Annotated in this window: 10 protein-coding genes; 5 read left to right on the top strand and 5 right to left on the bottom strand. The window is 54.2% G+C overall.

Features of this window, described 5'->3' with window-relative positions; translation table 11 throughout:
• Positions 1–29: 29 nt before the first annotated feature.
• Both fdhF and IAE27_RS02695 read left to right on the top strand, forming a co-directional pair.
• A complete protein-coding gene (gene fdhF, locus IAE27_RS02700; RefSeq protein WP_077598860.1) occupies positions 30–2,177 on the top strand; it encodes a formate dehydrogenase subunit alpha in 2,148 nt (715 codons plus the stop codon).
• A gap of 285 nt (positions 2,178–2,462) precedes the next feature.
• Entirely contained in the window at positions 2,463–3,146 is a 684-nt protein-coding gene (locus IAE27_RS02695) for a tetratricopeptide repeat protein (protein ID WP_070557070.1), read from the top strand.
• Between the two features lie 156 nt (positions 3,147–3,302).
• Here IAE27_RS02695 and gltP read toward each other — a convergent pair whose 3' ends face one another.
• Entirely contained in the window at positions 3,303–4,616 is a 1,314-nt protein-coding gene (gene gltP, locus IAE27_RS02690) for a glutamate/aspartate:proton symporter GltP (RefSeq protein ID WP_004109428.1), read from the bottom strand.
• Between the two features lie 411 nt (positions 4,617–5,027).
• Here gltP and acs point away from each other — a divergent pair, with 411 nt between their 5' ends.
• The 3 genes from acs to actP all read left to right on the top strand — a co-directional run bounded on the left by acs (position 5,028) and on the right by actP (position 9,129).
• Positions 5,028–6,986 carry an acetate--CoA ligase gene (gene acs, locus IAE27_RS02685; RefSeq protein ID WP_070557071.1) on the top strand — a complete coding sequence of 653 codons (1,959 nt, stop codon included), beginning with the start codon at positions 5,028–5,030 and terminating at the stop codon, positions 6,984–6,986.
• 182 nt (positions 6,987–7,168) lie between these two features.
• On the top strand, positions 7,169–7,483 hold the full coding sequence (locus tag IAE27_RS02680) for a DUF485 domain-containing protein (RefSeq protein WP_004127871.1): 315 nt from the start codon (positions 7,169–7,171) through the stop codon (positions 7,481–7,483).
• Positions 7,480–9,129, top strand: a complete 1,650-nt coding sequence (gene actP, locus IAE27_RS02675; protein WP_004109434.1) for a cation/acetate symporter ActP — start codon at positions 7,480–7,482, stop codon at positions 9,127–9,129. The genes IAE27_RS02680 and actP overlap by 4 nt, the downstream gene beginning before the upstream one ends.
• 43 nt (positions 9,130–9,172) lie before the next feature.
• Here actP and IAE27_RS02670 read toward each other — a convergent pair whose 3' ends face one another.
• From IAE27_RS02670 to IAE27_RS02655, 4 genes are read right to left on the bottom strand one after another with little or no spacing between them, the layout of a single operon-like run.
• Entirely contained in the window at positions 9,173–10,270 is a 1,098-nt protein-coding gene (locus IAE27_RS02670) for a type 1 fimbrial protein (protein ID WP_070557073.1), read from the bottom strand.
• 21 nt (positions 10,271–10,291) lie between these two features.
• Positions 10,292–10,912: a fimbrial protein gene (locus IAE27_RS02665; protein ID WP_108704307.1), complete on the bottom strand. Its 621-nt coding sequence runs from the start codon at positions 10,910–10,912 to the stop codon at positions 10,292–10,294.
• The gene (locus IAE27_RS02660) at positions 10,909–13,500 is read right to left on the bottom strand and encodes a fimbria/pilus outer membrane usher protein (RefSeq protein WP_200091703.1); all 2,592 of its coding nucleotides are present in this window, start codon (positions 13,498–13,500) and stop codon (positions 10,909–10,911) included. The genes IAE27_RS02665 and IAE27_RS02660 overlap by 4 nt, the downstream gene beginning before the upstream one ends.
• Positions 13,454–14,140 carry a fimbrial assembly chaperone gene (locus IAE27_RS02655; protein ID WP_070557076.1) on the bottom strand — a complete coding sequence of 229 codons (687 nt, stop codon included), beginning with the start codon at positions 14,138–14,140 and terminating at the stop codon, positions 13,454–13,456. The genes IAE27_RS02660 and IAE27_RS02655 overlap by 47 nt, the downstream gene beginning before the upstream one ends.
• Positions 14,141–14,145: the final 5 nt, after the last annotated feature.

Raw genomic sequence — 14,145 nt, 5'->3', positions numbered from 1 at the left:
GCGCCAATTGATTAACTGGAGCAAGACCGATGAAAAAAGTCGTCACGGTTTGTCCGTATTGCGCATCAGGTTGCAAAATCAACCTGGTGGTCGATAACGGCAAAATCGTTCGGGCGGAAGCGGCACAGGGGAAAACCAACCAGGGAACCCTGTGTCTGAAAGGCTATTATGGCTGGGACTTCATTAACGATACCCAGATCCTTACCCCGCGCCTGAAAACCCCTATGATCCGTCGCCAGCGCGGCGGCAAGCTGGAATCCGTCTCCTGGGATGAGGCGCTCGATTACGTCGCCACTCGCCTCAGCGCTATTAAAGAGAAATATGGCCCGGACGCGATTCAGACTACCGGCTCGTCCCGCGGAACGGGTAACGAAACCAACTATGTGATGCAAAAATTCGCGCGCGCCGTTATTGGTACCAATAACGTCGACTGCTGCGCTCGCGTCTGACACGGCCCATCGGTTGCAGGTCTGCACCAATCGGTCGGTAACGGCGCTATGAGTAATGCCATCACCGAGATCGACAATACCGATCTCGTGTTTATCTTCGGGTATAACCCGGCAGATTCACACCCTATTGTGGCGAATCACGTGATTAACGCCAAACGCAACGGGGCAAAAATCATCGTCTGCGATCCGCGTAAAATTGAAACCGCGCGCATTGCCGATATGCACATTGCGCTGAAGAACGGCTCGAATATCGCGCTGCTCAACGCTATCGGGCACGTGATTATCGAAGAAGACCTCTACGATAAATCCTTCGTCGCCAGCCGTTCTGAGGGCTTCGAAGAGTATCGCAAAATCGTCGAAGGCTACACGCCAGAGTCGGTGGAAGAGATCACCGGCGTGAGCGCCCAGGAGATCCGCGCCTGCGCCCGTATGTATGCCAGCGCGAAATCCGCCGCGATCCTGTGGGGCATGGGCGTGACCCAGTTCTACCAGGGCGTGGAAACCGTACGTTCGCTGACCAGCCTGGCGATCCTCACCGGCAACCTCGGCAAGCCGAGCGTCGGCGTCAACCCGGTGCGCGGCCAGAACAACGTTCAGGGCGCCTGCGACATGGGCGCGCTGCCGGATACCTATCCGGGCTATCAATACGTTAAGTTCCCGGAGAACCGCGAGAAGTTCGCCAAAGCCTGGGGCGTCGATAGCCTGCCGGCGCACACCGGCTACCGCATCAGCGAGCTGCCGCACCGCGCGGCGCATGGCGAAGTGCGGGCGGCGTATATTATGGGAGAAGATCCGCTCCAGACCGACGCCGAGCTGTCCGCAGTGCGTAAGGCATTCGACGATCTGGAACTGGTTATCGTCCAGGATATTTTCATGACCAAAACCGCCTCAGCGGCCGACGTTATCCTGCCGTCCACCTCGTGGGGCGAGCACGAAGGCGTCTATACCGCAGCGGACCGCGGCTTCCAGCGCTTCTTTAAAGCGGTAGAGCCGAAGTGGGACCTGAAAACCGACTGGCAGATTATCAGCGAAATCGCTACCCGGATGGGCTACAAGATGCACTACAACAACACCCAGGAGATCTGGGACGAGTTGCGGCATCTGTGTCCGGATTTCTACGGCGCCACCTACGAGAAAATGGGCGAGCTAGGCTACGTCATGTGGCCGTGCCGCGATGAGTCCGACGCCGATCAGGGGACCTCTTATTTGTTTAAAGAGAAGTTCGATACCCCGAACGGTCTGGCGCAGTTCTTCACCTGCGACTGGGTCGCGCCGATTGACAAACTCACCGAAGAGTACCCGATGGTGCTGTCGACGGTGCGCGAAGTCGGCCACTACTCGTGCCGTTCGATGACCGGTAACTGTGCGGCGCTGGCCGCGCTGGCGGATGAACCTGGCTATGCGCAAATCAACACCGCCGATGCCGAACGTTTGGGCATTGAGGATGAGGCGCTGGTGTGGGTGAACTCGCGTAAGGGCCGTATTATCACCCGCGCGCAGGTCAGCGATCGTCCGAATAAAGGGGCGGTCTATATGACCTACCAGTGGTGGATTGGCGCCTGTAACGAGCTGGTTTCCGAGAACCTGAGCCCGATAACCAAAACGCCGGAGTACAAGTACTGCGCCGTCAACGTTGAGCCGATTGCCGACCAGCGTGCCGCTGAGCAGTACGTCATTGATGAGTACAACAAGCTGAAAGCCCGCCTGCGCGAAAGCGCGCTGGGTTAATCGGACCGCCTCCCCGGAGGCGGTGCTTCGCACCTGGCCGGGCTAACGGACCGCAGAAGGCTGTGAATCAATCCCCCCGGATGGCGGCTAACACCTTATCCGGGCTAGCGGACCGCAGACGACTGTGAATCTGTAGCCCGGGCAAGGCGCGTCAGCGCCGCCCCCGGGGAAACAGACGGCACGATTATTCGGATAAACCATGAGTATCCCCCACGAGTTCCCGGCGTTTTCTTCTTCTTCCCCTGCCTTTATACTGCTCGTTATGTCCTCTACCGATAATAAAAAATGAAATACCTCTATTTACTGCTGGTGATAGCAAGCTTCACCTCAGGCGCCATGGAACCAGGTAGCCAGTATAGACAGCAGGCCGAAGCCGGCGATCCACGTGCACAATATTACCTGGCGGATACTTACGTCAGCTTCGGCGATTTTCCCCAGGCCGAATACTGGGCGCAGAAAGCCGCAGACAACGGCGATGGCGACGCGCTGGCGCTGCTGGCCCAGCTCAAAATCCGCAATCCCCAGCAGGCGGACTACCACCAGGCTAAAGTACTGGCGGAAAAGTCCGTACAAACAGGCAGCAAGGCGGGGGAAATTGTTCTCGCCCGGGTGCTGGTGAACCAGCAGGCCGGTACGCCGAACTACCCCCACGCCATCACTCTGTTACAGCACGCCGCGCAGGATCCGGAAAGCGATTCAGCCGTTGACGCTCAGATGCTGCTGGGGCTGATTTACGCCAGCGGGGTTCATCTTCCGGAAGATGATGTGAAAGCGACGCAGTACTTTAAAGAGAGCTCTGCCCTCTCCCGTACCGGCTACGCCGAATACTGGGCCGGGATGCTTTTCCTGCAAGGGGAAAAAGGCTTTATCGAACCGAACCGGCAGAAAGCGCTGCACTGGCTCAACGTCAGCTGTCAGGAGGGGTTTGATACCGGCTGTGAAGAGTTCGACAGGATAAGTAAAAGATAAGAAAAAGCCCGGCGCAGCCCATACGCCGGGCTTGTTGGAGATGTTCACCAGCCGATCTGGCTGGAGTGTTTCGGCCGGGTCAGGCGTTAGCCGCTACCCGACAGAAACGCGACGCTTTTCTCTCAGGCCCGGTGCGATGTCACCGGGCTTTCTGTTTTATTGCGCCGTTTTATCAAATTTGCCCAGCACTTCACGTTCATACGCCAGCGCTTTTTTGCGGTCAAATTTGTGTTCCCACTTGGCGATAACCAGCACCGCCAGCGCGTTGCCCACCACGTTCAGCGCGGTACGCGCCATATCGAGGATACGGTCAACGCCGGCGATAAACGCCAGACCTTCCAGCGGAATGCCCACGCTGCCCAGCGTCGCCAGCAGCACCACGAAGGAGACGCCCGGTACGCCGGCAATCCCTTTCGACGTCACCATCAGCGTCAGCACGAGGGTAATTTCCTGCCAGATGGACAGATCAATACCGTACAGCTGGGCGATGAAGATAGCCGCAATACTCTGATACAGCGTCGAGCCATCGAGGTTAAAGGAGTAGCCGGTCGGCACCACGAAGCTGGTGATCGACGCTGGCGCGCCGTAGGCTTCCATCTTCTCAATAATACGCGGCAGCACGCTCTCGGAGCTGGCGGTAGAGTAGGCCAGAATCAGCTCATCCTTCAGAATGCGGATCAGGGTCCAGATGCTCAGTCCGCATACCCGCGCCACGATGCCAAGCACCACCAGCGCGAAGAACAGAATGGCGAAATACACCAGAATCACCAGCTTCGCCAGCGGCCACAGTGAAGCGAAGCCGAAGGTCGCCACGGTCACCGAGATCAGCGCGAACACGCCCACCGGCGCGTAGCGCATCACCATGTGCGTCACTTTAAACATGGTTTCAGAGATAGAGCGGAACACCGTGACCAGCGGTTCACGATGGGTAGCGGGCAGCGAGGAAAGACCGAGACCAAATAGCACCGAGAAGAAGATGATCGGCAGCATGTCGCCCTTCGCCATCGAAGCCACGATATTAGTCGGTACCAGCGAGAGGATGGTGCCCATCAGGCCATGCGCGTGGCTCTGTACTTCTGCCGTGGTGTTTTGATATTTCGAAATATCCACCGCCGCCAGCTGCGACATATCAATGCCACTTCCTGGCTGAAAGACGTTAGCCAGGGTAATCCCCAGCACGATGGCCACCGTGGTGATCACTTCAAAATAGATAATGGTTTTCGCGCCGATACGGCCCAGCTGCTTCGCATCGCCTACGCCGGCAATGCCGACCACCAGGGTCGAGATGACGATCGGTACGACGATCATTTTAATCAGATGGATAAAGATATCGCCCGCCGGGGTCAGCAGGTTCGAGATTAACCAGTCACGGCTTTCGGCGTGGTAATGCAGGTAACTGCCCAGAAGTATGCCCAGCACCAGGGCCAGCAAAATTTGCCAGGCCAGGCTGACTTTTGTTTTTTTCTTCACTACAGACTTCCTCGATGAAAGGCGCCATTCCAGGAGGTAATGGCACCCACTGAAAGGGGTATGAATTGTGTTGCGTTGCTTTATGGGGTTATTTAACGCGCAATATCAGTATCATTTGCACGGCATGCTGCGCAAGTCTTTAAGAACAGCGGTTTACTCTGGTTTTATGCATAAACTCGCTAATATCCCCAACTTATCTTGCATAAGTATTTGTTATAAAAAATATTTAATAAATTCATTTTCTATAAATCCATTTCAGAAATTATTTCACCTCAAAGTTTCATTTGATTGATTTTCATTCAGTTCAATCAATGCGTGATCTGTCCCCCAAATAGCAAACAAAGCCGCCAAAGCCCCTACTATTAACGTTTATTTGACATATATTTAACAACCTACAGGAGAAAAAAAGCCATGAGCCAGATACATAAACACTCTATTCCCGCTAATATTGCGGAACGCTGCCTGATTAACCCGGAACAGTACGAGGCGCAGTATCAGCAGTCCGTCACTGACCCTGATGCCTTCTGGGGCGAGCAGGGCAAAATTCTCGACTGGATCAAGCCCTACACGCGCGTGAAAAACACCTCGTTCGCGCCGGGTAATATCTCCATCAAATGGTACGAAGACGGCACCCTTAACCTGGCCGCTAACTGTCTCGATCGCCATCTGGCAGAGCAAGGCGACCAGACGGCCATCATCTGGGAAGGCGACGACGCCAGCCAGAGCAAAAATATCACTTATCGCGAACTCCACCGCGATGTCTGCCGCTTTGCCAACGTCCTGCTCGACCTCGGCATTAAAAAGGGCGATGTCGTGGCTATCTATATGCCGATGGTGCCGGAAGCCGCGGTGGCCATGCTGGCCTGCGCCCGCATCGGCGCTATCCATTCGGTGATTTTCGGCGGCTTCTCACCGGAAGCGGTCGCCGGACGTATCATCGATTCCAACTCCCGCCTGGTGATCACCTCTGATGAAGGCCTGCGCGCCGGTCGCGCGATCCCGCTGAAGAAGAACGTCGACGACGCGCTGAAAAACCCGCACGTGAAGAGCATCAAAAACGTGGTGGTGTTTAAACGTACCGGCGGAAAAATCGACTGGCAGGAAGGCCGCGACCTGTGGTGGAGCGATCTGATTGAGAAAGCCAGCGCGGAACACCAGCCTGAAGAGATGAACGCTGAAGATCCGCTATTTATCCTTTATACCTCCGGCTCGACCGGTAAGCCAAAGGGCGTACTGCATACTACCGGCGGTTACCTGGTCTATGCGGCCTCAACGTTTAAATACGTTTTTGACTACCATCCGGGCGACATCTACTGGTGCACCGCCGACGTCGGCTGGGTCACCGGCCACAGCTACCTCCTGTACGGTCCGCTGGCCTGCGGCGCGACGACGCTGATGTTCGAGGGCGTACCGAACTGGCCAACCCCGGCGCGCATGTGCCAGGTGGTCGACAAGCATCAGGTCAACATTCTTTATACCGCCCCCACGGCGATCCGCGCGCTGATGGCGGAAGGCGATAAGGCTATTGAAGGCACCGACCGCTCTTCCCTGCGCATTCTCGGCTCCGTCGGCGAACCAATTAACCCGGAAGCCTGGGAGTGGTACTGGAAGAAGATCGGCAACGAGAAGTGCCCGGTGATGGACACCTGGTGGCAAACCGAAACCGGCGGCTTTATGATCACCCCGCTGCCCGGCGCCATTGAGCTGAAGGCCGGTTCCGCGACGCGTCCCTTCTTCGGCGTTCAGCCGGTGCTGGTGGATAACGAAGGCACGCCGCTGGAAGGCGCCACCGAAGGTAACCTGGCGATCGCCGACTCCTGGCCGGGCCAGGCGCGTACGCTGTTTGGCGACCACGAACGCTTCGAACAGACCTACTTTTCGACCTTTAAAAATATGTACTTCAGCGGCGACGGCGCGCGCCGTGACGAAGATGGCTACTACTGGATCACCGGTCGCGTCGATGACGTGCTGAACGTTTCCGGCCACCGTCTGGGTACCGCCGAAATTGAATCGGCGCTGGTGTCGCATCCGAAAATCGCCGAAGCGGCGGTGGTCGGCATTCCGCATAACATCAAAGGCCAGGCCATTTACGCTTACGTCACTCTCAACCATGGCGAAGAACCGACGCCGGAGCTCTACGCCGAGGTGCGCAACTGGGTCCGTAAGGAGATTGGCCCGCTGGCGACGCCGGACGTGCTGCACTGGACCGATTCGTTACCGAAAACCCGTTCGGGCAAAATCATGCGCCGTATACTGCGCAAAATTGCCGCGGGCGATACCAGTAATCTCGGCGATACCTCAACGCTTGCCGATCCTGGCGTGGTGGAAAAACTGCTCGAAGAGAAGCAGGCCATCGCTATGCCATCATAAACTAACCGATCCCCTACACCCTCTCCCCACCAGGGGAGAGGATATAAATACCCACTCCCCAAGGATTTCAGGTAGCAGGAAAGCGGTAAACAGGCTGACTCCCGACAGTTAACTGCCGGGGGGATAAGTGTTGCCGACGACCGGCGCGTGGATGACAAAAGGGAACCTCTGGAGACGCTATGATGAACGATCAGATTTGTCAGCGGATAGAAAATAGTGCGCATTTTAAGGAGCTTGTTGCAGCCCGGCAAAGGTTTGCCGCCATCCTGTCACTGATTATGCTAGTGATTTATGTGGGCTTTATTCTGCTTATCGCCTTTGCCCCCGGCTGGCTGGGCACGCCGCTGCATGCGGGAACCAGCGTCACCCGGGGTATTCCGATTGGTATCGGCGTGATCGTTATCTCTTTCGTATTAACCGGAATATACGTCTGGCGGGCAAATGGTGAATTTGATCGGCTGACAAAAAGCATTCTCAGCGAGGTTAAAGCATCATGAAGAAAGTCCTGACGGCGCTCGCCGCCACGCTCCCTTTGACCGTCAATGCCGCAGATGCCCTCACCGGCGCGGTACAGCGCCAGCCCACCAACTGGCAGGCGATCATCATGTTCCTGATTTTTGTCGCCCTGACGCTGTATATCACTTACTGGGCGTCAAAACGCGTACGGTCACGCAGCGACTACTACACCGCTGGCGGCAACATTACCGGTTTCCAGAACGGTCTGGCGATTGCCGGCGACTTTATGTCGGCGGCCTCGTTTCTCGGTATTTCCGCACTGGTTTACACCTCCGGCTACGACGGGCTGATCTACTCGCTCGGTTTCCTCGTCGGCTGGCCGATTATTCTGTTCCTGATCGCCGAACGCCTGCGTAACCTCGGCCGCTACACGTTTGCCGACGTGGCCTCTTATCGTCTCAAACAGGGGCCGATTCGCACCCTTTCCGCCTGCGGTTCGCTGGTGGTAGTGGCGCTCTACCTCATCGCCCAGATGGTCGGCGCGGGTAAGCTGATTCAACTGCTGTTCGGCCTCAACTACCACGTCGCGGTAGTGCTTGTCGGCGTGCTGATGGTGCTCTACGTCCTGTTTGGCGGCATGCTCGCCACCACCTGGGTGCAGATTATTAAAGCGGTCCTGCTGCTGTTCGGCGCCAGCTTTATGGCCTTTATGGTGATGAAGCACGTCGGCTTCAGCTTCAATAATCTGTTCACCGAAGCAATGGCGGTGCACCCGAAAGGCTCGGCGATTATGAGCCCCGGCGGACTGGTAAAAGATCCGATATCGGCGCTCTCGCTCGGCCTCGGGCTGATGTTCGGCACCGCGGGTCTGCCGCATATTCTGATGCGTTTCTTCACCGTGAGCGATGCCAAAGAAGCGCGTAAGAGCGTGTTCTATGCCACCGGCTTTATGGGTTACTTCTATATTCTGACCTTTATCATCGGCTTCGGCGCCATCATGCTGGTGGGGGCGAATCCGGCGTTCAAAGACGCGGCCGGGCAGCTTATCGGCGGCAACAATATGGCGGCAGTGCATCTGGCGGATGCGGTCGGCGGCAACCTGTTCCTTGGCTTTATCTCAGCGGTCGCCTTCGCCACGATTCTGGCGGTGGTTGCTGGCCTGACGCTGGCGGGCGCATCGGCGGTGTCTCACGACCTGTACGCTAACGTTTTCCGCAAAGGCGCGACCGAGCGTCAGGAACTCAAGGTGTCGAAAATTACCGTACTGATCCTCGGCGTGGTGGCGATTCTGCTGGGTATCCTGTTCGAGAATCAGAACATCGCCTTTATGGTCGGCCTGGCGTTCTCCATCGCCGCCAGCTGTAACTTCCCGATTATCCTGTTGTCGATGTACTGGTCGAAGCTGACCACGCGCGGGGCGATGATTGGCGGCTGGCTGGGTCTGCTGACCGCGGTGATTTTGATGATCCTCGGCCCGACTATCTGGGTGCAGATCCTCGGTCACGAAAAGGCGATATTCCCGTATGAATATCCGGCGCTGTTCTCTATCGCCGTGGCCTTTATCGGTATCTGGTTCTTCTCGGCTACCGATAGCTCCGCGGAAGGCGCGCGCGAGCGTGAACTGTTCCGCGCCCAGTTTATTCGTTCTCAGACCGGGATCGGTATTGAGAAAGGTCAGGCGCATTAATGATTATCCCTACCCCGGCCTGGCGGCTGGGGTACGTGTGATTCTAGTTATAGATAAATGTTATCGTTCCGCTGGCGTTGGCCGTTCCAGGCGTCACTTCAGCCCCGGTTTTGTAATAGTTAGTTGAGAAATTGAGCGTGTCCGACCCGGATGCCCCGCCGGGGCTATCGGGAGTAGTAAATATTGAATAGCTGGCTTCCGCCCCGCTGTTAGTTATCGTTGTTCTGTTTGATTTAAAAACGGAGTAGTTAGTATTCAAGGAGAGCGGCGCGCCGTTGATATTTAGCTGTACGCCTACGCCAGTCGCGACGTTCTCCCCTGCCGTTAGCGCCATCACGCTACGCTCCGGGTTATCGCCTTCAGCTTCAGTCGCATTGACTCGCATCATCACGTTAGTCCCTGGCTCACAGGTCAGCGTGAGCGCCTGCTGGGCGGAACCGACTTTGCTGGAGAGAGTAAACTCACTCGTTTTCACGGAGCCCATAGGGAAATTCAGCGTGGTCGAACTCACGTTGCAGCCCATCGGCGTCAGCTGGATTTTGGTGCTTCCGGTGACGTGCAGTTGGGAAATGACCATCGTTCCGTGATCGTCTCTAACCGACACAGTGGATATCGGCTCCCCCAGCGTCAGCGTGCTGTTGCTGGCAATGGCTCCGCCAGTTGCCACGAGCTGCACCTGATATGTTGGCGCATAATATGTGCCTGCCCAAAAATCTAAAAGCCCGGTTGGCTTTCCAAGATAAAAATCCGCATCACCGATATGATGCTCGTTATAATCCGGAGTAAAATCGTTGTTATCACCATTATATTCGCCGGTAATATTCAGCCAGACCTTAACTCTGATACCGATACCCGGTACAGAGGTTGTATATATATTATCGCCAATCAACGAGCCGGCATTACCCGAACTCCATGCTAAATTTGAATATATTGATCCCTGACAGTTGATAAAATAAGTTGTAGGATGCGTGAGCTTCCCGGAATCATAAAGTACGGTCCCGGTCGAATAACTGCCGGCATTAATCAATATTTTCGCGGGCAAATTAGCCATTGAAACATCGCCATAATTCGTTCCTGTCTCACACGCCCAGCTATAGATCGGAGCGAGACAGGCCAGCAATAATAAAATATATTTTTTCATATCTATCCCTGTCGCTGTGAATCACTTATATGACACGTTAAAGGTGACGGTAAAGGCGACTTTACCGGCTGCCACCCTTCCAGTAGGTGTATACATTCTGGCGAGCATATTAAAAACATTCCCATCAGCACTATCGTTGAATACATAGGTGTACCGATCGTTCGGCCCCAACGATTGCTGATCCTGGGCGCTCAAAAGCTGTAGCCCAACCTCTTTGGCACCGTAGATAATTTCATTCACATAAATCGATTTAAAAGTATTATCAAAAGATAAACCGCTGAAAGTAATCGTTACGGAAGAAGTGCCAGTTGAACAGTTATCAAACACAAGGGAAAGCGCAGTGCTATCGCTGCTCGAGCCCGGCTTCCCGGTCAGACGTTGGTAAGAGACGGTTCCCAGATCGATTGCACTGGAAGGCTTAACCGACACCTCGCAGACGGGCTCTTCAATATTACCGGTAATATTTAAATTGACGGTACTATTCGCTTCGTAGGCCCGGGCCGGCATCATACTGTACAATAAAATAAAGGTGCTGGTGAGGCTCAACCATCCTGCATATTTTGCTAATCGCCTGATATTATTGATGCTCATCCCGGTCATCCTGATTTTTTGGCCTAATCCGAATATATTAAGTTCCATCATCGGCAATCCGCTGCATAAAAAACGATATCATCAACCGATTTATTGGCGGATAAATCGTAGTTAACAGAGCACTGGGTATTTTGGCTATCGCCCCACTTCACATATAAACGGCCTTTTTCTGGCAGCCCGGTCAAATAGGCCTGCCCGGAATCGCCAACAATAGCGCTGCGTTTTTGTTTATACTCCTGACTTTCATCCTCTAGCGTAATCACCGCGCCAAACGGCACATCTTTATGATGAAATTGCAAGGTCATCATGGCCTTATAGCCAATCCAGGTATCATATTTAACTTTTACGATCGCATTGCGCGTCGGGACCACCGTTCTGACGATATTATCTATTTCCGCTCCCGAGACCTGCTGTTCATCAAGGGAGAGATTGTTTTCATGATAAGGGCGAACGAAAGGCACTACAGCATACCCGGCAGAATCGGTCATGACGTTAGTCTGCCCGCGTACCGCGATATCCCTGACGCCAGGCGCTTCAATCAGCGCAACGCTCTCGCCCAGATAGCGTGACAGCGTTATCCCGCCGGAATGGGCGAGCATCCCACCGCGTAGCGAATAATTATAGTGGGCGCTGTTGCTGTCATAACCGTATCCGGCGGTGACTTCACCTTTTGAGCCCTGGTAGTTGAGGTTGATGTTCCCTGAGGTGCTTTTATCGCTGGCGTTATATCCCTCCTGCACGTTCCAGTTCAGAGAACGATCGGCGAAAGCGGAGCCATTTAAACCAAGACTGTGAGTGGTGTCTCCCACCCGGCTGCTGTTCATGTTGTAGCTGGCTGATATATCGGCGCCGAAAGGAATACTCACGGTTAGCGAAATAATGCTGTCGCTGGAAGGCGAGCTATTTTCATTCTGGCCGCTGCTCTGCACATTGCGGTTATAGGCGTAGTTAATGAAGTAGGACATCCGGCCAAACGTATTGCTATAACTCACGCCCAGCGACTCCATCCGCGAGTTATCCCAGTAAGACTCACTGACCAGCGAAAGGGAGAGTGAACCGAATCCGGAGAAAATCTGCGACGCTGAAGCGTCAAAGCGGTCTTTAGTCCGACCGGATGACGAACAGCAGGCGCGATGAGAGTCCGCCCGATCGATAAAGTTCTGCAGAGAATAATAGCCATGCGTTGAGTAACGGTACCCGGCAACGGAAAAGTTTGTCCCCGTCTGTGGAAAATCTTTACTAAAGCGCACGCGGTATGACTGCCCTTCGCTGGATGAGGCGTTATCCGATGAGGAATTTTCTTTTATGTCAGCCCAGGACTGAGAAGCATCAAAAGAGAGCGCCCCGACTGAACCCAAATTAAACCCGGCCCCCAGCAGGAGATTACTGTATTTATCCTCTAATTGCTGAAAGCCGCCGTACAGCGTGACGTTGCTCAACGCTCCCCAGGCAATGTTGGATTGTAGAAACTGATACTCCTTTCCGCCCGCGCTTCCCGAGCGCGTCTTGCCGCCGCTGAAAGCGTAATCAACCTGCCCTTCACGTTGTAATATTGCCAGTGAAGCAAACGGCACCACAAAGCTCTGCTCACTACCGTCTGATTCTTTCACCGTCACGTAGAGATCGCCCGCGCTTCCCGTGGGATAAAGATCGTTTATCTCAAAGGCGCCGGGAGAGACCGTTGTTTTATAAATGCTGTATCCGTTTTGATAAACCGTCACGTCTGCGGTCGAGCGCGCGATGCCTTTTATGACCGGTGCGAAGCCGTTCAGGCTGTCCGGGAGCATCTCTTTATCAGAGTTCAGCTGCAGGCCGGTGAAGCTGATGCTGTCAAACACCGCCGAAGAAGTATAGGTTTGCCCCACTATCAGCTGACCTTTCAGGGCGTGGATATCGCGTGAAATATAGCTATAGACGGAGTCCCACTGACTGCCATCGTCATTATGATTGAGGGTGCTGTAATTACGTAAACGCCACGGCCCAACGTTCAACCCCGGCTGCAGGCTGACAAACTGGCTGGAAGTGGAAACGCCTCCATCTCGCGGATCGGTTTTTTGCCCGGAAATGTTGTAATTCAATAGCCCGGCGGTAATGCCCTGCTGCCATCGGCTTTCCGGGACATACCCCCGCGGACGGTGCTCTAAAGCCACCTGGGGTAAGGTAAAGTCGATTCGCTGTTGCGAGAGCTGTACCGCCGTCTCCCATCCGGGGATCGCAGACAGTTTTGCGCACTCCGAACCCGCCACGGTAAGCTCAGGATAATCTTCGGTTTTAATCGACCACTCTTTCAGGCGCGCGACGGAAAGACATGGCCGGGATGAAGCGGCGTTATTTTGATCCTGTCGCGTAAAAATGACGGACTCAGAAGCCACAAACGTATGGTTAATATAGACATCCAGGTTGTAGTCACCTGGCGGAATCGTCTCTTCAGAAATATAGGTTAAGTCAACGGCGGAGGTACCGGTTTCGTTTACCTCCAGCAGGTGGGGATTGAAGTACTCACCTGCCATCGCCGGGAGAGGTATTGTGGCAAAGCTGAAAATGAGGGCGGCATAGCCGCTGGTCAATAAAAAGGTATAACGCTTTCCAACGTTATTGAATGATGGCGGTATATTTCGGTCCAGGCATTCCATAATCATTGATCACGCTCCATGTGATTTTCTTTTTGCCCGCAGAAGAGGCATTTGCTACCGGTATTTTTATTGTTGAAAAGGGGGCAACAAACCACGCTTCAGGTACTGCTTTGCCGTTAACCAAAACTTCAGAGAAATTCATATATAGAGGAGAAATATTTTTCACTTTTATATCTCGCCCTTCAGCAGACCACTGCAGCTTTTCGGCAAAATTTTCTGGTATGGCGCTTTTCAATGCGGCGGGTCGAAAAATAAGCTTTATCCTGGAATTAATCGCAAACTGAACCATATTTTTGTCCGGCGCGTTCTCCATGGCGGGAATCCCTTTAATATTCAACCAGAACATGGATTCCCGATCCTCCGCTAAAGGTTTACCCGAACGTAGAATGCGTACAAATCCTTGCTCTCCGGACTTCAGGCGAAATAGCGGAGGCGTTGTGATGAATGTATCTTTCGCTGGCGAGGCCGCATCGACAACGGAGATCCAGGACTGAACGATATTGGTCACATTATCCTTATTTTGAACAGATACCGTCGTCGACTTTTGTGTGCCATCGAATATCACCCGCGTGCCGCCCACGACTACGCTTGCCTGCGCCGCAGACGCACACAAATAAAAACAAATAAAGTAGAATAATCTGTTCATAATGG

It is taken from the genome of Klebsiella sp. S69, assembly GCF_016516145.1.
GTDB lineage: Bacteria > Pseudomonadota > Gammaproteobacteria > Enterobacterales > Enterobacteriaceae > Klebsiella > Klebsiella oxytoca.
Note: the sequence above shows the minus strand (reverse complement) of the source record. Positions and strands in the feature narration are given on the sequence as shown.